The sequence below is a fragment of the Vreelandella neptunia genome, assembly GCF_000712975.1.
Taxonomy (GTDB): Bacteria; Pseudomonadota; Gammaproteobacteria; order Pseudomonadales; family Halomonadaceae; genus Vreelandella; species Vreelandella qaidamensis.
This window is the reverse complement of sequence record NZ_JHQL01000001.1, coordinates 1-23,183: the sequence shown is the minus strand read 5'-3', so window position 1 is coordinate 23,183 and position 23,183 is coordinate 1. Positions and strand designations below refer to the sequence as shown.

At 50.9% G+C, this 23,183-nt stretch carries 21 protein-coding genes; 10 read left to right on the top strand and 11 right to left on the bottom strand.

Going from position 1 to position 23,183, the window contains the following annotated elements:
- Positions 1–7: 7 nt before the first annotated feature.
- On the bottom strand, positions 8–2,182 hold the full coding sequence (gene fadB / locus CR46_RS0100105) for a fatty acid oxidation complex subunit alpha FadB (RefSeq protein ID WP_030068870.1): 2,175 nt from the start codon (positions 2,180–2,182) through the stop codon (positions 8–10).
- A 278-nt stretch (positions 2,183–2,460) separates the two neighbouring features.
- On the opposite strand from fadB, the gene CR46_RS0100100 reads away from it, so the two are divergent.
- Together CR46_RS0100100 and slyA are read left to right on the top strand one after the other, a co-directional pair.
- Positions 2,461–3,618: a DUF5924 family protein gene (locus tag CR46_RS0100100; protein WP_030068868.1), complete on the top strand. Its 1,158-nt coding sequence runs from the start codon at positions 2,461–2,463 to the stop codon at positions 3,616–3,618.
- A gap of 71 nt (positions 3,619–3,689) precedes the next feature.
- Positions 3,690–4,142 (top strand): transcriptional regulator SlyA, encoded by a 453-nt coding sequence (gene slyA / locus CR46_RS0100095; protein ID WP_030068865.1) that lies wholly within the window; start codon positions 3,690–3,692, stop codon positions 4,140–4,142.
- 24 nt (positions 4,143–4,166) lie between these two features.
- Here the strand turns inward: slyA and CR46_RS0100090 are convergent, their stop codons facing one another.
- Positions 4,167–4,706, bottom strand: coding sequence for a hypothetical protein (locus CR46_RS0100090; protein ID WP_030068863.1), 540 nt, complete (start codon positions 4,704–4,706; stop codon positions 4,167–4,169).
- Positions 4,707–4,948: 242 nt separating this feature from the next.
- On the opposite strand from CR46_RS0100090, the gene CR46_RS0100085 reads away from it, so the two are divergent.
- On the top strand, positions 4,949–5,401 hold the full coding sequence (locus tag CR46_RS0100085) for a universal stress protein (RefSeq protein ID WP_030068860.1): 453 nt from the start codon (positions 4,949–4,951) through the stop codon (positions 5,399–5,401).
- A 50-nt stretch (positions 5,402–5,451) separates the two neighbouring features.
- On the opposite strand, the gene CR46_RS0100080 is transcribed toward CR46_RS0100085, so the two are convergent.
- Positions 5,452–7,371, bottom strand: coding sequence for an ATP-binding cassette domain-containing protein (locus CR46_RS0100080; RefSeq protein ID WP_030068859.1), 1,920 nt, complete (start codon positions 7,369–7,371; stop codon positions 5,452–5,454).
- A 153-nt stretch (positions 7,372–7,524) separates the two neighbouring features.
- On the opposite strand from CR46_RS0100080, the gene CR46_RS0100075 reads away from it, so the two are divergent.
- Complete coding sequence (locus tag CR46_RS0100075) at positions 7,525–8,538, top strand: AraC family transcriptional regulator (RefSeq protein WP_030068858.1); 1,014 nt, start codon at positions 7,525–7,527, stop codon at positions 8,536–8,538.
- A gap of 3 nt (positions 8,539–8,541) precedes the next feature.
- On the opposite strand, the gene CR46_RS0100070 is transcribed toward CR46_RS0100075, so the two are convergent.
- Genes CR46_RS0100070 through CR46_RS0100050 form a run of 5 tightly spaced genes read right to left on the bottom strand, consistent with a single transcriptional unit; the run spans position 8,542 to position 15,456 of the window.
- The gene (locus CR46_RS0100070; RefSeq protein ID WP_030068856.1) at positions 8,542–10,194 is read right to left on the bottom strand and encodes a fatty acid--CoA ligase; all 1,653 of its coding nucleotides are present in this window, start codon (positions 10,192–10,194) and stop codon (positions 8,542–8,544) included.
- Between the two features lie 36 nt (positions 10,195–10,230).
- Positions 10,231–11,418, bottom strand: a complete 1,188-nt coding sequence (gene bktB / locus CR46_RS0100065) for a beta-ketothiolase BktB (RefSeq protein ID WP_030068854.1) — start codon at positions 11,416–11,418, stop codon at positions 10,231–10,233.
- Positions 11,419–11,478: 60 nt separating this feature from the next.
- Complete coding sequence (locus CR46_RS0100060; protein ID WP_030068852.1) at positions 11,479–12,621, bottom strand: acyl-CoA dehydrogenase family protein; 1,143 nt, start codon at positions 12,619–12,621, stop codon at positions 11,479–11,481.
- Between the two features lie 2 nt (positions 12,622–12,623).
- Positions 12,624–14,180, bottom strand: coding sequence for a fatty acyl-CoA synthetase (locus tag CR46_RS0100055; RefSeq protein ID WP_030068851.1), 1,557 nt, complete (start codon positions 14,178–14,180; stop codon positions 12,624–12,626).
- A gap of 43 nt (positions 14,181–14,223) precedes the next feature.
- The gene (locus tag CR46_RS0100050; RefSeq protein WP_030068850.1) at positions 14,224–15,456 is read right to left on the bottom strand and encodes an ABC transporter substrate-binding protein; all 1,233 of its coding nucleotides are present in this window, start codon (positions 15,454–15,456) and stop codon (positions 14,224–14,226) included.
- A gap of 271 nt (positions 15,457–15,727) precedes the next feature.
- Here CR46_RS0100050 and CR46_RS0100045 point away from each other — a divergent pair, with 271 nt between their 5' ends.
- Positions 15,728–16,579, top strand: a complete 852-nt coding sequence (locus CR46_RS0100045; RefSeq protein ID WP_030068849.1) for a TatD family hydrolase — start codon at positions 15,728–15,730, stop codon at positions 16,577–16,579.
- 12 nt (positions 16,580–16,591) lie between these two features.
- Positions 16,592–17,071, top strand: coding sequence for a hypothetical protein (locus CR46_RS0100040; protein ID WP_030068848.1), 480 nt, complete (start codon positions 16,592–16,594; stop codon positions 17,069–17,071).
- Here the strand turns inward: CR46_RS0100040 and CR46_RS0100035 are convergent.
- Positions 17,068–17,652 carry an elongation factor P hydroxylase gene (locus CR46_RS0100035; protein ID WP_030068847.1) on the bottom strand — a complete coding sequence of 195 codons (585 nt, stop codon included), beginning with the start codon at positions 17,650–17,652 and terminating at the stop codon, positions 17,068–17,070. The genes CR46_RS0100040 and CR46_RS0100035 overlap by 4 nt on opposite strands.
- A 183-nt stretch (positions 17,653–17,835) precedes the next feature.
- Here CR46_RS0100035 and CR46_RS0100030 point away from each other — a divergent pair, with 183 nt between their 5' ends.
- From CR46_RS0100030 to CR46_RS0100020, 3 genes are all read left to right on the top strand, one after another.
- On the top strand, positions 17,836–19,254 hold the full coding sequence (locus CR46_RS0100030) for an MATE family efflux transporter (RefSeq protein ID WP_030068846.1): 1,419 nt from the start codon (positions 17,836–17,838) through the stop codon (positions 19,252–19,254).
- Between the two features lie 3 nt (positions 19,255–19,257).
- Positions 19,258–20,256 carry a DUF3080 family protein gene (locus CR46_RS0100025; protein WP_030068843.1) on the top strand — a complete coding sequence of 333 codons (999 nt, stop codon included), beginning with the start codon at positions 19,258–19,260 and terminating at the stop codon, positions 20,254–20,256.
- 113 nt (positions 20,257–20,369) lie between these two features.
- A complete protein-coding gene (locus CR46_RS0100020) occupies positions 20,370–21,080 on the top strand; it encodes a hypothetical protein (RefSeq protein ID WP_030068841.1) in 711 nt (236 codons plus the stop codon).
- Positions 21,081–21,144: 64 nt separating this feature from the next.
- Here the strand turns inward: CR46_RS0100020 and tusA are convergent, their stop codons facing one another.
- Positions 21,145–21,396 carry a sulfurtransferase TusA gene (tusA, locus tag CR46_RS0100015; protein WP_030068839.1) on the bottom strand — a complete coding sequence of 84 codons (252 nt, stop codon included), beginning with the start codon at positions 21,394–21,396 and terminating at the stop codon, positions 21,145–21,147.
- Between the two features lie 28 nt (positions 21,397–21,424).
- Between tusA and CR46_RS0100010 the strand changes: the two genes are divergently transcribed.
- Positions 21,425–21,712, top strand: a complete 288-nt coding sequence (locus CR46_RS0100010) for an antibiotic biosynthesis monooxygenase family protein (RefSeq protein WP_009724920.1) — start codon at positions 21,425–21,427, stop codon at positions 21,710–21,712.
- A 46-nt stretch (positions 21,713–21,758) separates the two neighbouring features.
- Here CR46_RS0100010 and rlmM read toward each other — a convergent pair whose 3' ends face one another.
- The gene (rlmM, locus tag CR46_RS0100005; protein ID WP_030068832.1) at positions 21,759–22,826 is read right to left on the bottom strand and encodes a 23S rRNA (cytidine(2498)-2'-O)-methyltransferase RlmM; all 1,068 of its coding nucleotides are present in this window, start codon (positions 22,824–22,826) and stop codon (positions 21,759–21,761) included.
- Positions 22,827–23,183: the final 357 nt, after the last annotated feature.

The following is a 23,183-nucleotide window of genomic DNA, read 5'->3' as shown; positions in this document are numbered from 1 at the left end:
GTGGTGGTTAGGCCTGAGTGCCAGAATAAAATTGCTCATTATTTTGAGCCATCTGACGCAGTTTCTCAGTGGGCGCGTAAAGCGGGCCTAACTCATTGGCAAGGTTTTCGGCTAGCTTCACGAACTCGGCAACGCCCATCGCGTCAATGTAGCGCAGCGCGCCACCGCGGAAGGGAGGGAAACCAATGCCGTAGATCAGCGCCATATCAGCTTCAGCAGGGGTTTCCACGATGCCATCTTCAAGGCAACGCACCGTTTCCAGACAAAGCGGTACCATCATGCGCGCAATAATGTCTTCATCAGAGAACTCTTTTTGCTCTTTGACGACGTCTTTTACCAGTGCATAGGCTTGCTCGTCGGTCACTTTCTTAGGCTTGCCTTTCTTATCTTCTTCATAGGCATAGAAGCCTTTATCGTTCTTCTGGCCCAGGCGCTTATTGTCGTACATCACCTGAATAGCGGTTTTGCCGTCACGCGCCATGCGATCCGGGAAGCCTTCCGCCATCACTTCGTTAGCGTGTACTGCGGTATCTAGACCCACTACGTCCAGCAGGTAAGCAGGCCCCATGGGCCAGCCAAATTTTTCCATCACTTTGTCAACGCGTTGGAAATCAGCGCCCTGCTCTACTAGGAAGCTAAAGCCACCGAAATATGGGAACAGTACGCGGTTAACCAAAAAGCCGGGGCAGTCGTTCACAACGATCGGAGTTTTGCCCATTGCACGTGCGTAGGCGACCGTTGCGGCTACCGCTGCATCTGAGGTCTTCTCGCCACGAATAACTTCCACCAGCGGCATACGGTGCACAGGGTTGAAAAAGTGCATACCGCAGAAGTTTTCAGGACGTTTAAGATTCTTAGCCAGACGATTGATAGAAATCGTTGAGGTGTTAGAGGTAAGGATGGTGTTTTCGCTCACCATGCCTTCCACTTCGGTCAGTACAGCGTCTTTAACCTTTGGATTTTCAACGACTGCCTCAACCACTAGGTCAACATTGCCGAAATCACCGTAGGAAAGCGTAGGTCGAATGTTGGTCAGTTTTTCGGCCATCTGCTCGGTGGTCAGCTTTTTACGCTCTACCTGCTTAGCAAATAGCTTACGCGCTTCCTTCAGGCCTAGCTCGATAGCCTCGTCGTTAATATCCTTCATTACGATGGGCGTGCCTTTGCTGGCGCTCTGATAGGCGATACCACCGCCCATAATGCCTGCGCCTAGCACGGCGGTTTGCTTAACTGGCTGCGACTGCTTCTCGTACTTGCTACCTTTTTTCTTCACGACTTGGTCGTTAAGGAACAGGCCAACCAAATTAAAGGCAACGCTGCTGAGCGCTAGCTTCGCGAATGCTTTTGCTTCAATCGCCTGGGCACGGTCACGAGTTTCGCCAGCGCCTTTTTGAATCACTTTGATGGCTTCAACCGGCGCCGGGTAGTGAGGGCCAGCCTTGCCAGCGACGAACCCTTTGGCCGTTTCAAAGGCCATCATCTGTTCAATAGCGTTCAGCTTAAGGGGTGTTTTCTTCTCTTCGCGGCGTGCTTGGTAATCCAGCTCACCGGCATTGGCACGATCCAACATGTCCAACGCGGCTTCTTCAAGATGCTCGTGGCTTACCACTGCATCAACAGCGCCGACTTTTAGTGCAGCGTTAGCACGGTTTTCAGTGCCGCCCGCAATCCACTCAACGGCATTATCAGCACCAATTAAGCGGGGTAAACGTACACAGCCGCCCCAACCTGGCAAAATGCCCAGCTTGGTTTCCGGCAAGCCAATTTTGGCTTTTTCACTCATTACTCGGAAATCAGTGGTCAGCAGTACTTCGCAGCCGCCACCAAGTGCTAAGCCATTAATAGCCGTCACGGTTGGAAAAGGCAGATCTTCAATCGCATTGAAAATGTCGTGAACCTTAAGGTTCATCTCGACGAGATACTCTTCACCTTTGTCAAAAAGGCTGTGAAATTCAGTAATATCAGCGCCGACAATAAACGCATCTTTACCGCTGCTAATTATCAGGCCCTGCAGGCCGCTTTCCGCTTGAAGCGCTTTTACTGCTTCACCTAGCTCTGCCACAACGGCGCTGGATAGCTTATTAACGGACTCATCTTTCAGATCGAAAGTGAGCTTAGCGATGTCATTGCCACCTTGGGTGTCACGACGCTCCACCGTGATGGCATTGCCTTGATAGATCATCCGCGCTCTCTCCACAAGTTCGGGCTGGCGCCTTGAATCGGGCCCGCCACGCATTCATACGGTCGTTTGATCGCTTAAGCTTGGTTGAGATACAGCAGAACGTCAAGCCCTGACTTTTGGCTAATACGCTTATCTCATAAATGAACGTACACGATGAAACTAGGAACCGCCTAACTGCTCTCACATTTCTTGCGTATTTTTACGGCATAGTGGGCACACATCGACTTTGCCGATAAATCCAACCATCATGCAGTTTTCATTTATGAGCCAACATCGTTATGGGTAGTTTCTTTACTCCCGCTCGTATCTCGGCCCTACAAGTACGGGTTGAGAGTGCCGTCGAACGTCTAAAACCCTGGAGCTGGCTGTGGCCACCTATCGCTTTTGGCGCAGGGCTGGGTAGTTTTTTTCTAGTGGATCGCCAACAGTGGTTGGGTGCCGCATTGGCGTTAGGGCTACTTTTTGCCTGGCTGCTATTGCTCACTGAGAGCCTTATGGGGCGCTGGCTTGCTAAACGTGGCCACCCCACCTTGCCCCGCGGGGTCACCACTTTTATCGCCCAAATGATTCACCAGGAAACCCTGTTCTTTACGTTACCGTTCATTCTGGTTACTACCGTGTGGAATAGCGGGCAGACACTCTTTGCATTGTTAGTGATCGCAATGGCAATACTGTCCATCATAGATCCGCTCTACTATAAGCTCGCTGGGCGCTGGCGAAGTCTCTACTTCATTTTTCATGCTCAGTGTGTCTTTTTAGTGGTGCTGGTCATTCTGCCTATTATGCTGCAACTGACAACGGGCCAAAGCTTAATCCTTGCGCTGTTGATTACCGTATTTATCGCACTGCCTAGTTTTTGGCATCTATTAAAAAAGCGTTCGCTAGCGCGCTGGTGCGGTTTCTTTGGGCTCACTATCGTATTGGCCTATGCGGCATGGCTTGGCAAAATTTGGGTGCCTCCCGCCAGTCTATGGATGACAAATAGTGCACTCTCTCCAGCTCTAGATATTCAGAGCCGTGAACCGCAAGGGTCCATGGCGCTTACGCCAGACGCGATTCGCTCTAAAGGTCTTTACGTTTACACCGCTATTAGAGCACCCCGTGGATTAAGCGAGACGATTCATCATGTATGGCACCACAACGGTGAATTGTTAGATGAAGTAGAGCTTGCTATCAACGGAGGACGAGAACAGGGATACCGTGCGTGGAGCCATAAGCAAAATTTCCCTGAATCTCCGTCGGGAGAGTGGCGTATCGATATTATGACGGATAGCGGACAACGGCTGGGGCTGATCCGCTTTACTGTTTCGGAAGATTTGGAAAAAGCCACGATAGCGGACAGTAAGATCCAACCAAGCGGCTTGAGCGCGCTAAATTTGCGCCGCTTTGTACCTGGAAACAACAGCTCTGAAAACGATTCATCAACGGATGAATAACATAACGCCTTGCATTCAGCGCCGCAGCTTATGACAATTCGCCTACTTACACTTTTCGGTAGCTGTTTATTATGCCTTCAACAATTGGTTTTCGCATTGCACGCCTGCCCCACCTGTGGCGCTCTATTATTGACCGAAGGCTTGCCCCGTTAGGGCTAACCCAGACACGCTGGGTGACGCTTTATCATCTTTGGAAATTAGGCGAAGGCAACCCACAGTGTGATTTAGCAAGGGCAATTGGCGTAGAAGCGCCGTCATTAGTACGAACACTGGGACAACTCGAAGCGCAAGGGCTAGTCGAACGACGAGCCTGTGATAATGACCGCCGCAGCAAGCGGCTTTACCTAACGCCCGCTGCAATGCCGCTGCTTGAGCAAATTGATAGCGTTGTCCAAGCGGCGCGCAAAGAGATGCTGGCTGGGCTAAGCGAGAGTGATTTAGACCAGTTAGATAAGTGGCTAGCGCTAATAGAGTCTAATGGCATGGCGATTCAAGCAAGAGACCAAGACGGTCCCTCGGCATAAGATTTCCTTTAGTGCCCTGCTGTTTCAGTGCCCTGCTGTTTCGCCAGCCCCATTTAGCGGCCTTGCAGCAGGGCGGTCTGATAACCCACCTAGTGCTTCTTTTAGTGCCTGAAAATCTTCTATATAAGTAGAGAAGCGCTCGGCAGCTTGCGACTCCCACCACCAAAGCGTTAGCGCCGTAGAGTTTGACTCAATCACCAACGCATCTTGTGGAAGGCGCTCTAGCAGGGCTTTCAAAGAGACGCTTGCCATTTCTGGCAGCGGCCGTAATGGCGCAATACGCCAACGCCACCCGGCATGATAAAGCTCCAGCGCTTCACTTGCGTTTGACTCACGCACCAACACAAAATCAGGCCCTGGCTGCTGCTGGGAAAAATACCAACGATAGGCGGGCATCGTTCCTCTAAAATGATGCAGCGGGGGCTTTTCCATCTTGATCGTTACCCCTTGTTTCGTGGCGCTAGTCCGCAGCGCCATTTGGCGCTTTTGCTGTGGGCTGGGTTTCAACCACATCACCGGCGCAATAACAAACATCAAAATAAAAATGATAATTAACCATTCCATCTAGGCAGCTCTCCTGATTCTAAATACGATTTGTACACACGGGCTGTAAGTACGAACTATGAGCACCAGTATATAAGTGCCGGTATAAGTGCCGGGCGTAAATACCAGCCATCTTCATGAGCCATAAAAACGGGTTTAACTTAAAAAAGCATGACACAGATCGTTGTTAAGATTGCGCTTGCAACCTAAAGTAGAGGTCATCTAACAAAGCTTTTTGTTAACTATCACCAAGGAGATAAGCCATGAGCTATCACCACATCTTAGTCGCCGTTGATCTGACCAAAGACTCTCATAGAATCTTAGAGCGCGCAGTCGCTATTGCTGAACGTAATAACGACGCCAAGATTTCTATCATGCACACTCTCGAACCCTTGGGCTTCGCTTACGGCGGCGATATTCCGATGGATCTTACCAGTATTCAAGACCAGCTAGATGACCACGCTAAAAAACGACTAGCAGAAATTTCTGCACCCCACGTCGCCCCTGCCGACCAACACGTTGTGGTCGGTATGCCAGACACTGAAATTCACCGCTTTGCAGAAGAGCATAACGTCGATCTCATCGTGGTTGGCTCCCATGGGCGTCACGGCTTTGCTCTGCTGCTTGGCTCTACTTCTACCGGCGTACTACATGGCGCGCAGTGTGACGTTTTAGCTGTTCGGGTCGGCAAAAAAGGCGAAAAGAGCGACGAATAAGTCGTGAAGAAGGCACCCTAAGGGGTGCCTTAATTCATTGGCGACCGTCGCTATTCACCGTTGGCCATTGCTTCTAACTCCATCCAGCGCTCCATTGCTTCTTCAAGCGTCTTCTGTACTTTCTCCAGCGCTTGCAGCTTGGCATTTACCGCTTCGGCTTCTTGCTGATAGAAGGCTGGATCGCCAATTTCTTGCTCTAACGCCTCTACTTCATTCTCAAGGCGTTCAATCTGAGCTGGTAACGCGTCTAGTTCCCGCTGCACTTTGTAAGAGAGCTTGACGGTTTTTTTGGCGGGCTCGGCAACCGGCTTCTCTGGCGTTTTTTCAACCGCAACGCTGGTCGGCTCAGTATTCTGGCGAGCAGCACCTTCCCACGGGGCAGGCGGTAACTTCCCCCCCTGACGAATCCAGTCCGTATAGCCACCCACATACTCACGCACACAGCCTTCGCCTTCAAAGGCCAGCATGCTGGTCACGACGTTATCCATAAATGTTCGGTCATGGGAAACCAGCAGCAGCGTGCCATCAAAGTCCAGCAGCAGCTCTTCAAGCAGCTCTAGGGTTTCCATGTCCAGGTCGTTGGTCGGCTCATCCAGCACCAGTACGTTGGCAGGCTGGGTAAACAGCTTGGCTAAAAGCAGGCGGTTAGATTCGCCGCCGGAAAGTGCTTTTACCGGCTGTCGAACGCGGTCAGGGGTGAACAGAAAGTCCTGAAGATAGCTCATCACGTGGCGATCTTTGCCACCCACGGTTACTCGGTCACTGCCCTGGGCGACATTGTCGTAGACGGTTTTTTCAAGCTCCAGGCCAGCGCGTAACTGGTCGAAGTAAGCCACCTTCAAATTAGTACCCAGCTGAACACTGCCTTCGGTTGGGGCAAGCTCGCCTAGCAGAATTTTCAGCAGCGTTGTTTTACCGGCACCGTTGCGGCCAAGGAAACCGATGCGGTCGCCACGCATCACTTCAAGGTTCACATCACGCAGAATGACATCACTGCCAAAGCGCTGGGTGACACCTTTTAGCTCGACCACTCGCTTGCCAGTACGCTCGCCGCTGTCGACATTGAGGTTCGCAGTCCCCTGGCGCTCACGGCGCTGGCTGCGCTCTACGCGCATCTGCTCAAGTTCCCGCACACGTCCTTCGTTGCGGGTACGCCGCGCCTTAACGCCTTGCCGTATCCAAACTTCTTCTTGGGCCAGTTTTTTGTCAAAAAGCGCATGTTCACGGGCTTCTACTTCCAGCTCGTGCTGTTTACGCTCTTGATACTCGGCGTAGTTACCGGGGTAACGGCCTAGCTTGCCGCGGTCTAGCTCAAGGATCGTGGTGGCCAGTTTAGATAAAAAGGCCCGATCGTGGGTAATTAGTAATACCGCGCCGTTGAAGGCTAGCAGCTGCTCTTCCAACCAAGCAATGGTGTCCAGGTCAAGATGGTTAGTAGGCTCATCAAGAAGCAATAAGTCAGGTTCAGACACCAATGCTCGCGCCAATGCAACACGACGGCGCCAGCCGCCGGAAAGCGCGCTCATTTCGGCTTCAGGGGGCAAACCTAAGCGAGTAAGTACAACATCAATACTCTGATGGAAAGACCAGCCGTCGATGGCCTCGATGCGCGTTTGCAGCTTGGCCATGCGATTCATATCGGGGTCGGGATCATTGATCAAATGCTGGTATTCGGAAAGCAGCTCCCCCGCTTCCGGTAGGCCCTGAGCAACCATGTCAAAAATCGTCATACCTGAGGATTCCGGCAGCTCCTGAGACAATACGCCGATCTTCAAGCCAGGCGCACGCCAAATAGTGCCGTCATCAGCATGAATGTCACCCGCTACTAATTTTAATAGCGTTGACTTACCGGTGCCGTTGCGCCCGACCAGCGCCAGCCGCTCGCCTTTTTCAACCGTCAGGTCGGCGCGGTTAAGCAGTACTTGGGTGCCGTAAGCAAGTTGCAGCTGTTCTAGTCGTAACAAGGTCACGCAGTGTCCTCCTTCATCATGAGGCGCACAGTGTAACGCATGCGCTCGTGTTAAGGAGGCCCCTTATAGTGCCAAACGACACATCGTGCTAACGTCTCTTCATCACGTGATAATAACAAGGTAGTGCCAAGCTACACGTTTAGGGCTGACATCGTGACTGTTACCGTCTCAATGCACTTTGTGAACGAGCTATTATGTGGTTTACCTGCCACCGAACTCGCTCCTACCCGTTATTTAGAACAGGCAGGGATTTCTCCCTTTCTGCTGAGCGCGCCTAATGGGCGGGTCACGGTTGAGCAGTTTGCCGAGCTTTACCGCTTACTGGCCCTTGAGTTGGATGATGAAACACCGGGGTTTTTCTCCAGGCCGCTACGCTGTGGAACGCTAAAGCTACTGTGCCTAAGCTTGCTAGACGCGCCCACTCTGCAGATTGCGCTTCACCGCTATACGCAGTTTTTCCGCATTCTGTTAGATGATTTTAGCTATTGCTTTACGATTGAAGGTGAGTTGGCCCGCATGGCGCTAGAAGAACATGCGCCACTTCAAGGAAGCCGAATATTAATTCATGAGCTAATGTTGAAGCTTTTTCACGGTATCGCCTCATGGATGATAGCGCGCAAAATTCCACCTATTCTAATGGAATGTGGCTACGACCAACCCGCCCACAGCGCTGACTACCTCTACTTTTACCCTGGCAAAGTAAGGTTTGACCAACCACAAACGGCTGTTTATTTTGATAAAACGTTTCTAGACCATCCTATCCGTCAAACTAAACAGCATTTGGGCGCATTTTTACAGCGTGCTCCAGCGGATTGGTTTTATGTCTCTTTTGAGGATCGCTTGATCACCCATCGTGTTCGCGAACACCTTAGCCGCCACTTACCCACCTCATGTACTGTTCAACATGTCGCAGATGCTGTCCATATGTCCGTTCGTACACTCTCAAGACACTTGAAAATTGAAGGTACCCATTTCCAAGCGGTTAAAGACGAATACCGTCGCGACTATGCTATTCAAGCACTCACTCGCAGCACACAACCACTGACCACAATTGCAGAAAAACTGGGCTTTGAAGACCTAGCGTGTTTTAGCCGAGCGTTCAAACAGTGGACAGGGAACTCGCCCGCCGCCTACCGAAAGGCTCAAACGGCGGGCATTAAACGCTAGCGTTTAGATCTCAGTGCGAATACGTTTTTTATCCAGTTTACCCACACTGGTTTTAGGAATTTCATCTACAAAGCGAATCATCGATGGTATGCCCCATCGGTTGATACTGCCCTGCTCTACGAACTGCTCCATAAAATTCTGCACGTCTTCTGCCGTGGGTGGGTTATTTACATCGCTGGGGACGACGAGTGCCGCCGGCCGCTCGCCCCATTTATCATCCGCAACGCCAATCACCGCCACTTCCGCCACGCCTGGGCATTGGCTGATATAGCTTTCTATTTCTAGCGAAGAGAGCCACTCTCCGCCGGTTTTGATAACGTCTTTGATACGGTCGCTAATAGTCAGGAAGCCATGCTCATCAATCGAACCAACGTCACCGGTATGAAGCCAGCCATCCCGCCAAAGCTCTTCACTGCGCTTCTCTTCTTTGTAATAAGCTTGGGTTAGCCAAGGCGCCTGGGCACGCACTTCTCCCACGCTAACACCATCATGGGGTAACGATTCTCCATTGGCATCAACCACCTGTAACTTCACCAGAGGCACGGGCAAACCAGCCTTACACCGCCAAGGAAGCTGTTCTTCAAAATTAGCTTCTGTGACATCCCGAGGTAAGATATCGGCCGTTAATAGTGGGCAAGTTTCTGACATGCCGTAGGCACTGCGCGTATCGATTCCGAGTGACCAAGCACGGCTGGCCAACGCCTGAGTAAGCGCACTTCCGCCCACCAGCACCTTCCAACCGGTTAAATCAATTTTTTTCGATGCAACGGCTTCAGCGCTCACCACCATATTTAACAGCGTTGGCACGCAGTGAGAAAAATCGACCTTTTCGTTTACCAGCAGCTTCACCAACATTTCCGGCTCATAGCGGCCAGGATATACCTGGGTCGCTCCCATCAAGGTGGCGGTGTAAGGCACGCCCCAGGCATGCACATGAAACATCGGCGTGATAGGCATATATACCTTGTCACGGTTGAGCAACTCAAAGCCCGGTGCTTGGAAGGTACTAGCTTCACCGAGTGTATGCAGGACTAATTGGCGGTGGGTAAAAAATACCCCTTTTGGGTTGCCGGTGGTGCCTGTGGTGTAAAACAGCGTGGCCACTGCGTTTTCATCAAACACAGGAAACTCGTAATTAGTTGGCTGCTCACTTAACAGCGCTTCAAACTCCCCCACTAACGGCAGCGACGTATTAACCGTGCTAGCCGTTTCTTGGTAAAGCAGATAACCGCGTATGTTAGGTAGTTGGTCAGCAAGTGGTTCTAATAGCGGCACGAAATCCTCATGCACCAGCACAAAGACATCTTCAGCGTGCTCCATCGTGTAGTGAATTTGCTCAGGTGCCAAACGCACATTGACGGTATGCAGCACGGCACCAATCATGGGAATGGCGAAAAAGCACTCTAAATAGCGATGGCTGTCCCAGTCCAACACCGCCACCACATCACCTGCCTGAACCCCTTGTGCGGTGAGCGCATGGGCAAGCTGGTGTACCCGCTCACGAAAACGCCGATAGTCATGACGGCTCTGGTCTCGATAAACAATCTGATTGTTTCCCGCCATTCGAACACCAGACTCCAGCAAGTCTCTGATTAACAGAGGCGAGTTCGTCGCTGACGGCGTAGAAGGAAGTATTTTTGGCGTTATCGTAGACATAAAACACACCTGTCGATTGTTATTGGAAACCGTTTGTTACTCGCGTTCGATTAACAACGCAATGCCCTGACCACCGCCGATACACAGCGTGATCAAGCCATAGCGGCCCTGGCATCGCTCCAATTCATGCAAGGCTTTCAGGATCAAGATAGCACCGGTCGCACCGACAGGATGCCCAAGCGCCACCGCACCGCCGTTCGGGTTTAGTTTTTCCAATGGGAATCCTAGCGTGTCGGCAACCGCCATTGCTTGTGCTGCAAACGCTTCGTTGGACTCAATCACATCAATATCATTGATCGTCAGCCCTGCCTGTTGGAGGCAGCGTTTCACTGCGGGGATTGGTCCTAGCCCCATTAACGAAGGCTCCACACCGGCGGTGGTTGCCACACGAAGTCGCGCCCTCACCGTTAAATTGCGTTGCTGTGCTTCATCGGCATGCGCCAGCACCAAGGTCGCTGCGCCGTCGTTGATCCCCGAGGCGTTTCCTGCCGTTACTACTCCCTCTTTTTTAAAGGCCGATTTAAGCCGGGCTAGATCACTTAACTCAACGCCTTCACGCACATGTTCATCACGGGCAAAGGAAACCGTCTGCTTACCTTTTGTCACTTCAACAGGCACGATTTGCTCGTCAAAACGCCCTTCTGCAATGGCTTTAGCCGCCTTACGGTGGCTATCCACCGCAAACTGATCCAGCTGCTCGCGGCTTAAGCCATACTGCTTGGCGATATTTTCAGCAGTCATCCCCATGTGCCCGCTGCCAAAGGGGTCACTAAGAATGCCGAGGGTAAGATCTTGGATATTGGCATCGCCCAGGCGTATGCCATTGCGTGCTTGGGGCGGCAGTAGATAAGCACCTCGTGACATCGACTCAGCCCCACCCGCCAATGCCAGTCGGCTGTCCCCCAGCGCGATTTGCTGCGCCGCCGATACCACCGCCTGCACGCCGGAACCACATAGCCGGTTAACATTAAAAGCACCCGCTTCTTTCGGCACGCCCGCATTCAGTGCGATATGACGGGCAAGGTAGGCATCTTCGGGGCCGGTAGTAATAATATGTCCATACACCGAGTGGTCGATATCAGCGCCAGTAATGCCCCCACGACGTAGTGCTTCCTGGGCCGTGATGGTGCCTAACTCATGGGGTGCGAAAGATGAGAGGGACCCACCAAACCCACCAATGGCGGTGCGAGCACCGCTTACAATCACAACGCTATCCAGCTGCATAGTCTCTCCTTAGTAATGGCACACGGCAGGTAAGAGCTTAAGAAACGGGCTTAAAAAAGCTTAAGCCACTTTGCCCAACAGCGAGCGTGCGACCACTTCTTTCATAATCTCAGAACTACCGGCGTAAATCGTCTGTACACGTGCATCTAAATAGAACCGTGAAATCGGGTATTCATGGGTGTAGCCATAACCGCCAAACAGCTGAAGGCACCGATCAACAGCGCGACACTGAAGCTCGCTGAGCTGTAATTTGAGTATCGCCGCATCGGTACTTGTCATCGTGCCCTGACGATACTTATTAACGCACTGATCAAAGTAGGCTCGCGCGACATCCAGCTGTGCCTTGATCTCAGCCAGCGTAAAGCGGGTATTTTGAAAATCGGCCACGCGCTGGCCAAATGCGTGACGCTGGGTGACATAATCAAGGGTTAATGCCAACGCGCCCTCTACTGCGCCAAGCGCTTGGGCACCTACGCCTAAGCGTTCCCGGGGAAGTTCTTGCATGAGATAGCGAAACCCAGCGCCCTCTTCCCCTAGCAGTGCGATCGCTGGCAGATGCAACTGATCAAATGCCAGCTCTGCTGTATCGCTGGCGTGCTGGCCAATTTTCTTAATTGGCTTACCACGGGAAAAACCAGGGAGTGACGTATCGACCAAAAACAGTGAGACCCCTTTTGCACCGGCACTGGGGTCTGTTTTTGCACAGACAATCACGAGATCTGCTACTTGGCCATTGGTAATAAACAGTTTGCTGCCGTTGAGCATCCACCCATCGGCTGTTTTGGTGGCACGGGTTTTCATGGCTGCCAAGTCACTGCCAGCATGAGGCTCGCTCATGGCAATCGCTCCCAACCACTCACCGCTTGCCATGCGGGGTAGCCACGTTTCGCGCTGTTCATCAGTGCCTAAATTTTGCAGGTAAGGCATGACAATATTGGCGTGAATATTGTAAGCGCTGGCTAGCCCACCAAACCCTTGCCGAGACATCTCCTCCAGTGCCAGTTGGGTGATGGCAATATCGGCACCGGAGCCACCATAGGTTTCATCAAGGTCAATCCCCAATAGGCCAGCGGCACCCAACGCTTTCCATAAAGAGCGTGGTATTTCACCGGCCGCTTCCCACTGTTCGTAGAAAGGGGTCACTTCCTGCGCTAAGCAGCGGGAGATCATGTCATGAAATAGCGCCTGTGTTTGCTCGTCCATGCTCACTCCTTTAGGTCTTGGCGCAGGTGGCGTTTAAGAATTTTACCGGCGGTGCTCTTTGGCAGTGTCTCTGCGAATACCACGCGTTTAGGAACCTTGTAGGGTGCAATCAAGCTTTTTGCATGATGGATAAGCGCATCCTCACTCACCGCTTGCCCCTCTTTCAGCACCACCACGGCGGTAATCGCTTCAATCCACTTTTCATCAGGCAGCCCCACTACCGCCACTTCCGAAATGGCCGAGTGCTTAAACAGCGCCTCTTCCACTTCACGGCTGGCTACCAGTACTCCCCCCGTGTTGATAACGTCTTTAATCCGGTCCACAACATATAAGTAGCCAGCTTCATCGAAGTAGCCCACATCGCCAGAATGGAACCAGCCGCCCTGGAACGATTCAGCGGTCATCTCAGGCTTATCCCAGTAGCCCGTCATTAGCTGCGGCGAACGGTGAACAATCTCACCGTGCTCACCAGGGGCAACGTCGTTCATTTCCAAATCAACAATGCGCGTTTCTACCGTAAGTATCGGCCGCCCCGCCGATGCGGGACGTTCAGCATGCTCTTCTGGGCGTAACACCGTTGCCAAAGGAGCAATTTCACTCTGCCCATAGCAGTTATATAAACCCACGCCTAAGAAACGCTGCTGCATCTCTTCCAAAACAGGCACCGGCATGATTGAAGCGCCGTAGTACGCTTTCTTGAGCGTAGTCAAATCGAACTGATCAAAGTCAGCATGGCGCAGCAAGCTAATCCACACCGTGGGTGGTGCAAAAAACGATACGATTTTTTGTTCGGCAATGGCCGCGAGGCAGCTATCTGGCAGCGGCGCTTCCAGCAGGTGAACGGGAGCACCCAGTAGCAGAGCGGGCATTAAAAACACATGCATTTGTGCAGAGTGGTAAAGCGGAAGAGCAGCCAACATGGCGTCGCCTCCCTTGATATCCAACTCCACCATGCAGGCCATATATTCTGCCATCAGCGCTTGATGGCTCATCATTGCCGCTTTAGGTGCTGCCGTTGTGCCAGAGGTATAGAGCAGCTGTGCAAGACTGCTTCCCTCTAAAGCAACCGCTGGTTCACTTGTTGATGGCGAAGAACGTACACAAGTTAAAACATCGAAACTGCCTGATTGACTACCTTGTTGATCAGCATGCAGGGTTCCACTGACCGTTAATGCTAATCCTTGGGTTGCTTCCTCTACTTTGCCAGCTAATGCGATATCGCTTAGCAGCCCTTTCGCCCCAGATTGCTCAAGGATATAGCGCAGCTCGTCGCTACTTAGCGCGAAATTAATAGGCACATGTACTAAGCCTGCTTTGGTGGAGGCAAGCCAGGCGATGACATAAGCATCTGAGTTTTTACCGTATACCGCCAACCGGTCTCCAGGCGAAAGACCGGCCGCTAACAAGCCGTTGGCCACTCGGTTAGCAGCGTCATTAAGCGACTGATAGCTCCATGTTCGCTCACCAAACGTTAGCGCAAGCTGGTCAGAATATTTTCGGGCGCTGCGATTTAACGCAGCGCCAATCGTATTACGGTGAATGGTAGAGATGTGTTCCATGCCAAGTCCTTATTGTTATGTTTGTTGATAAGGCGTCAGCGTTTTATCCCTTGTTAACGAGTGGGCAGACGCTTTCAGACAGTGGCCGGAACGCTTCCTCGGCGGGAATAGTGCGCACAATTCTGAAAAGATCATCTTCATCAACAGATTCTTCTGGCGTTTTTACTTCCACGAGGTACATGTCATGCACCATACGACCGTCCTCACGGATATAGCCGCCCGTTGCAAACACGTCATTAATCGGGGTATCGACCATCTGCTGACGAACAGTTTGCGTATCGTCTGTTCCCGTTGCCTCAATGGCTTCTAGGTAGTGGCGGGTACTGGAATAAAGACCTGCGTGTACCATGGTAGGCATGCTGCCGGTACGCTCACGGAAACGCTCTGCCCACGCACGGGTCTCATCATTTAAGTCGTAATACCATGCTTTGGTGAACTGCAGCCCTTGGGCATTTTCGAGACCAATGCTGCGTATATCGGTGCTGAACAGCACCATACCCGCTAGAATCTGACCCGCTTGGGTAATACCGAACTCGCCAGCCGTTTGTACGGCATTGATGGTGTCTCCACCGGCATTATTGAGGGCAATTACATCAGCACCCGAAGCCTGGGCTTGCAGCATGAAGGAGGAGAAATCGTTGTTCGGGAAGGGATGGCGCGCGCTACCGACTATCGTTCCACCATTTTCAGTGACCACACGTTCAACATCTGCTTCAAGCGCATGGCCAAATGAGTAGTCGGCACTGAGCAAATACCAATTTTTATGGCCTTCTTGAGTGATGGCTTTGGCCGTACCGTTAGACATCGCCCAGGTATCATATACCCAGTGAATATGGTTGGGAGAGCAGTGTTCGTTAGTAACGCTAGAGGAAACAGCGCCATTTACCAAACCAAGTTTATCCGCATCTTCTAGCAAGCCTACTGCTGCCAAAGTAACCGATGACGCCACTAGCCCCGTGACCATGTCGACATTGCGTTCATCAATCCACTCGCGCACAACGCTTGAGCCAACATCTGGGCTGTTACGATCATCCGCGCTAAAGACCACCACCTCAGCGCCGTGGACGCTGCCACCCATATCTTCAATCGCCATTTCAATGGCATCTTGCCCTAACGGCCCTATCGGATCACGATAAACGCCTGACATATCAGCCAGATAGCCAATACGAATCTCATTATCTGAAATACCATCATTGGCGGCCACGCTGGGTGCATAGCCAGCGGCAATAACCGCCGCTGCTAGTGTAGAAATAGCGAAATGACGTGATAGCTGCATATTTTTCACCCGTCTATTGTTGTTATTAAAAGAGCCTTTAGCCCGATTTATTGCATACTGCATCTTCATGTTAAGAGTAAAAACCGCATTGCTGTTTACCTTTCGAGCCAGTTTTTTTGCAATTCATGCCATTCGATTAAGCTACTCAACCAAGCCAGACCATTAGTTGTTGTTACTTACCGGCGTTACAATAGTGTTCTGCAGCTAGCTAACCCATTGACGAATGCCTGGCTGTTATCGATTATTTAATTGGCGCTGGAGGGTATGACGTTTGACAACAAGTGCTGTGGATAGCTTTTTACCAGAAGCGCTGCAATTTCGTTCCGGTGCTCCCTTAGTCGATATTGGAGCTAACCTGACTCATGAAAGTTTTCAGCGCGATTTAGTAGATGTCATTGCCAGAGCAAAAGCGGCTAATGTAACAACTCTTATCGTGACGGGTACTGATATTGAACATGCTGAGCTAGCCGTTAAGATGGCTCAGCAGGTCCCTGGCATATATGCCACTGCGGGGGTTCATCCGCATGATGCTAGCGGGTGGAATAGCGATGTGGCGAACCAGTTGAAAGCACTGCACCAACAACCCGAAGTGGTTGCCGTTGGAGAGTGTGGGCTGGATTTTAATCGCAATTTCTCGACACCTGCTGAGCAAGAACGAGCGTTTGAGGCTCAGCTGGCGCTCGCCATTGAAAGTGGCTTGCCGCTCTTTTTACATGAGCGGGACGCTGGACAGCGAATGCGTGAGATACTGCATAGCTGGCGCGATGATATCAGCGAAGCCGTTATTCACTGTTTCACCGCTGACCGAGAGACACTCCACGGCTATCTTGATTTAGATCTTCATATTGGTTTAACCGGCTGGATTTGTGATGAGCGCAGAGGCCACCACCTTCGCTCAATCGTGAAGGATATTCCCTTAGAAAGGCTCATGGTGGAAACCGACTGCCCCTACTTACTACCCCGCAACCTTCCAGCAAAGCTGAAAGGGCGCCGTCACGAGCCAGCCTTGCTACCATGGATTGTCAGAGAGATTGCCCAGTGGCATAACGTGACTGAAACCGAGCTGGGGGCCGCAACCACTCGAACTGCCCAGCGTTTTTTTCGCCTTGATGCGGAAACTTAAAAGGAGCACAGCGTGGCTGATTACCCAGGATTTATTGCCATTGAGACGGGCGAAGAAGACGGCTTGCCGCTGGCTATTGCCTGGTCGTTACCCGATGGGCGTATTAAGCAGACCCTTATTCAACCTGACGACAGCTGGATCACTGAAGATACCAACGTGATGGGGGCTTACAGCATTGAAGAGCTGGAAAGTCTGGGCGTCAGTCCTTTAGATGTCATACGTGAATTAGAAACCGATCACTTTTCAGCTACGTTGTACACTAGCGATAATGGTGAAGATGAAGCAGCGCTAGCCCGTCTGTTTGATACTTACGGTCTTGACCCTTTTGTGGAACTAGCACCTGCACAAGTGCTCTATGAAACAATTAGCGCAAATCAGTGGCACCGCCTGCGTAGCGATACGTTTAACGATTTAGGGTTCGAGCCGATGCGGCCTGAACATGAAATTGAGGTCATGCTGACGCTACACAAGCAACTTACCGAAAAAGACTAAGCCGTTTCGAGCGATACAACATCCAGTGCTTCCAGCCCCTGCTTAACGGCCTGTGCCAGAGTCGCTTGGTGCTGATAATAGTGTGTCAACGCCACTAAAAAAGCGTTGGCACGCAGCGGCAGCCCGATTTCCAAGTAGTTGTTAGCTTTGGCGGCGACGCTGTTAGCAAATGCCTCACGATCCACCTCAACGTTCCCACCCAAGTTATCCACACTTACGTGAAACGTGCGCCCACAGGCGTGGGTAAACAGCTGCTCCAGCGCCTGTGGTGCGATTTCCGCTTTTTCGAAGGCGAGTTGCTGCTGTGCGTCGCGTCCATCAGGTAGGTACCAGTAACCGTAATCTTCCAGCTGTCGACGCTTTTCACCAGCAATACACCAGTGGCTAATCTCATGCAAAGCACTGGCGAAAAAACCGCGCGCAAAAATCACTTGGTGATATGGCGTATCAACGTTGCTAGGGCGATAAACAGGCTCGTCTCCGCCCCTGATCAAACGTGTCTGGTAATGCTCAAAAAACACACCATCAAATAGCGCCGTAATATCGTTAAGCGTCCAGTGCTGCTGTTTATTTTTCACCATAGAACCAATTCACCAACTGTTTCACATAATCTATTGATGGGTAATGCCCAATCCTCACAGTATACCCGTAGCGCACCTGCGAACCAAAGAATAGCCTGCTTACTAAATGGCTACCGAAACAACAGTAACTCCTGCTATTCTAAAGGCTTTTCTTAGGTCTCTTTGCTGAATAGGAACCACACCTTGGGCGGCTTTACTAGCAATACCAAATCGATTTATTGGCCAGAAACACGCACGTTAATAGCGTTAGCGTTACCCATCTGCGGTGCTCAGTTAGCGCAAGCGGGTATGAGTGTGGTCGACGTTATTATGACCGGACGACACAACGCCACTGATCTCGCTGCAGTCTCGGTTGGTTCAAGCCTGTGGATGCCGCTGATGCTGTTTATGACCGGCACGTTAATGGGCCTTACCCCTATTGTGGCGCACCTGTTAGGTGGCCAACGAAATACTGACATCCGTCCTGCGGTTCACCAGGCATTGTGGGTTGCATTAGTGCTCGGGATTATTGCAGCTGTGCTGCTGTGGACAGTCGTCACACCGATATTCGAGCTTATGCAGGTGCCTCCTGCAGTCGCACGCGAGTCTGCTGCCTACCTAACTGCCGTTGCCTTTGGTATGCCGGGAATTGCTCTTTTTCAGGCACTTAGAGCCTTCTCAGATGGTATGAACCACACCCGCCCCGCCTTATGGATAAGCTTAGTAGGACTAGCCGTTAATATTCCTAGCAATTATTTGCTTATCTACGGTGGTGACGGACTTGTTAGTTTATTTGGTAACGGGCTGCCCGGCAGCCTGCAACAACTGCCTGCGTCAGGTGCATTCGGCTGTGGCATAGCCACTGCACTATCAATGTGGACAATGGCCGTTTCGATGGCGCTCTATACCCGTAAAGGCCGCACCTACCGTAGTGTTTCTATTTGGAAAACATTTACGCCACCAAAGCTATCCGGTATCCGCGAACTTGTGGTGGTGGGCGTGCCCATCGGGGTAGCCATTTTTGTCGAAGTGACACTATTTACGTTAATAGCCCTGTTTATTGCCAGCTTTGGAGAGGTCACAGTAGGGGCTCACCAAATCGCACTAAGCTTCACGACGATTCTGTTTATGCTACCTATGTCATTAAGCATGGCACTTACCGTACGTGTAGGTAATACATTAGGCCAACAGCGTTTCGCCATGGCACGTACCGTGGCTTGGAACGGTATTGTCATCAGCGTTATTGTCGCCGCCATTAACAGTACCTTGCTGTGGGTTACCGCGGTACCGGTGATTTCGCTGTACACCTCTAATGCTGACATTCAAGCACTAGCACTTACTATCATATCCCTAGCGGTGATTTTCCAACTCTCAGACTCACTTCAAGTCAACTTGGCAGGGGCGTTAAGAGGTTATAAAGACACAAGAATTGTGATGGTTATCACGGTGCTTTCTTATTGGATTGTCGGTTTAGGCGGTGGTCACTGGCTAGGAGCTCATGGGATTGGTAACCTGTCAGAACCAATGGGTGTGCACGGTTACTGGATAGGCCTGATTGCTGGACTCAGCACGGCCGCACTATTACTTGCTTGGCGGTTAACGTGGATCAGTCGACAGGAGTAATCAATGACACCCTACCCACAACGTCTGTTATGGCTGGCCGTTAGTGCCAGCTTATTCCTCGCGGGCTGCAATAATAGTAGTGCTGAACAACCCTGGATAGAGTATCACCAACAGCTTACCAGCGATCTTTCAATTGCTACTATTGAGCGTTACTCTCCATCTAATGTTGGTGAGTTTCCTGAACGTCGAGAGCGACTATTCGATATTCCAGAAACCCGTGAAGGCATGCTCAACGTATATGCATTACGTGAGTGTCAGATAACATCACTCATCGCAGCAAGGAACAATCAATTAGGTCGTGTCGCTCCCCCTAGCCAACAGTGGCTATATGAGCGTGAATTATGGCAACGCTTAAGTGCTTGCTGGAACAGCGACGTGCCTGACAGCTTAAGTGATGACAATAAAGCTCGATTAGCCCAGTTAACTGAACTCAAAACTGAGCAGCTTCCAGCGGTCAGTTGGAATGCCATTTTTGATTCCGAAGAGTGGGAAAAAAGCTTTTCCAGAGCTAGCGATCCTTTAGATAGTGCCAGCCTACCCAATATCAATAAGCATTTAGCAGCGGTGGCTTATCTTGAACAGATGGTAGTTCACCAATTCAACAGCAACTGGCAACAAGATTCTGCGACGCTTGAAAACCACCTGAAGACATTACAAGAGCGCCCGTTAACAGCAGAAGTATTAAGGACTGTACTACTTGCCTACCAACGCCTGACAGAAGCCAATGAAGCTCTCGAGTCAACGCAGCCAAAAGCTAGTGTATGCTTGCAGGACGATTTTCCAGCATGGCTTGCTCCTGTCGAACAAATTTCTTTACAGTGGCTGACGGCGATTAATCAACTAATTAATATTCACGAAATAACGCCGCCAGAAGCGGTTAAAAACTATCAGAACACTTGGTTGTCACTGCGCAATCCACAGGCTCCCTGGCAGCAACTGCAACGAGTAAAAATTGAACACCAAGCGCTACGAGATCAATTTAATCGCTGTTCTGATAATTAAAAATCACATACCCTCTTAACCTTCTGAGCAACCTGTGCTATTGGTGAACTAAGTGGTGGGCAAGCATACGCTACTCACCGATGTCGTGACCACGCAGCACAAGGAGGGACATTATGGGCGCAACCCTGTCACCCCGCTCTGCCCAGGTCATCGACCTGGAAACCGTGCGTCAGCGTCAGCAGGCGCAGAAATGTTTAATCCGTTTAGCACCTGAGCTAGATGGCTTAGAGATGGTCTACCAGCTCGCTGCGAGTCCCGACACGTATTACGGCCTGCCTGTATTGGCCTGGGGGCTACAAGAGAATGGTAACGTGATTGGCTTGGTCCCGTGGATGGAGACACTCGCTGCTTGTCACGAACTTGACAGTCATGAAAATGGCCAATTTATTGGCTACCGTGATCCAGAAACAGAAGAGATTTTTGCCCTCCCCCCCGACCACAAATACGATGAACTGACTGCATCCGCTAGCTACTTCGAATATGAAGCGTCTGGGGAGATCACACTGATCCAGCAACTTCCAGATACTCTTGGTACTCATGCTTTGTGCATGAATCATCCCAACGCACCTTGGAATATGAAGCAGGTCTACGGATGGCGTCTCTATAGCGATGGCAGCGTTGAAGCAGTACTTGCCGATGAGCAACAAGCTACGATGTCCCCCATCCTTCTTGGAGATAAATGCCTTTATGATGCTCATTCCAGACATCGCACGGTTTACTTTTTTCAACGCCATATTGCTAGCCGCATAATGGAAGAAGACCCTGCGACATTGGAAGCTCTGGCGATGATGGTTGTTCCAAACAAAGAGGATGATCTTAAATAAACACTTGCGAGGCGATCCACCAAAACCGAATCTCGGAGGGTTAGCCTCGCACAGCTGCACATTGTCACGCTAAGCGAATAAAATACACATAATGGTCACCGGACTCATCTTGCTGCAACAGTTGGTGTCCCAAAAATTGACAAAATTTTGGGACATCCCGCGTCGTAGCAGGGTCGGTTGCTATTACTTTCAACACCTGCCCAGGCGTCATGTCACGCACCTTGTTATGCATCAGCATGATTGGCTCAGGGCAATATAACCCCGTAGTGTCTAACGATGTATCAAAGGCACATGGGTCATACGTATTATCAGTCATCTACAATCTCGTTTAGGAAACAGACAGCATGATCAAAGTAATCATTGAACGGCGTATTATGCCTGGCCTGGAAGAAGAGTATGAACTAGCTGCCCGCGAAGCTATGCGTGTTTCACTCGGCGTGCGAGGGTTTGTCGGTGGTGAAACACTTGTTGAACTCGGCCATACTGATCGCCGCCTTATGATTACTAAATGGCGCGATCTTCGCGCTTGGAAAGAGTGGCATTCAAGTGACGCACGTGCAACGGCCATGCAACGTATTCTACCTCTATTAACAGAAGACGAAACAATTCGTGTATACGAGCCTGGCTGTTAACACTGTGACGCTAGCTTAGCTGCCCTTAAATTAAGGCGCCATTAAATTAGTGATCAAGCCTCACATGCACCGTCACTTCTTCCCTATCGTGGTAGAGGTGACGACACGTGATCTTAGCCCTCACACCCGCCGCTTCCAACGCTTCTTCTAGGGTGTTAATACAGCGAGTAACTTCATCCCAGCGTTTCTTCATAGGTAGCTTTAGATTAAAAATTGCCTCTCGGCACCATTTGCGAGTTAACCACCTTTCTACCATTGCTAACACGCGCACAGGCTTATCGACGATATCGCAAACTAGCCAATCCATTCGTTGCGGCGGCTCCCAAACAAAACCGTCTTCTTTAAGATGGTCTATCTGCCCTGTAGCCATTAGCTGCTTGTCCATTGGCCCATTATCAATGGCATAAACATACATACCACGCTGCACTAACTGCCATGTCCAGCCACCTGGGGCGGCTCCTAGATCTGCTGCCTGCATGTGGGCGGAAAGCCGCGTATCCCACTCTTCTCGGGGAATAAATTCATGCCATGCCTCTTCTAACTTCAGCGTTGATCGGCTTGGCGCTCGAGAAGGAAAACGCAACCGGCGAATACCATTAAGCAGTTCACTCCGATTATCAGGAAAGCTCATGCCCAGTTGAACACGATCGCCATCTGTCCAGAAAATATGCAGCCGACGAGCCCCTGCTTTACCGCGCAGGGCACCACGTTTTTTTAACATACTCTGTAATGGTTTTGTCAGCGCTTTAATTAAGCCCGCTAATGCTTTGCCATCATTAGTATCTGGCGTTTCATGCCAGATTTCTTCAAAACTCCACCGGCTTGCCTTCACCTGATCTAGAATAGCAGTAAGTCGATCGTCTCGGGACAATGTTAGAGCTGGCATAGCGGCTAAACTTTGACGAGCAAAAATAAGCCGCTTAAATGCCGCTTTACGATGCAAATCATTAATAGGTTCGTCATCCAAGCGCGTTAAGCTCGCCCACCCTTCCCCTTGCGCAGCTTCGCAACTTACCTCTTGCTGCTTAGCATGGTGCTGCATTTCAGCAAGTGCGTCACTTTCAAACCCTGGGCGGCAATAGACAAGCCACGACGTGGGTACTGTTTCACTCACCCTTTCACCTCTAAAGTAATTTCATGTCATAAGTGAACATATATTCAAAAGAAAATGCCCCCATTAATCGCCGCATCATAGCACTTTCTGTCTAATGCTTTCTAAGTAGTGAGAATAGTAGCGATAATTTATCTGCTTGATGCGCTTAAAACATTATCAGCGGCCAACAAAAAGCCCCAGCTTCAACTGAAGGTGGGGTTTTTCTTAATAAATGCCTGACGATAACTCGCCCCAGCCCTCCGAGGCGCTGTTGTCATTCCCGCAGGCCCTCAGCGGGAATCCATGTTGACCTGTGGTTTTAGGCTGCTGCAGGTCAATGCCAAGGTGGATTCCCGATAACCCCACTCGGGAATGACG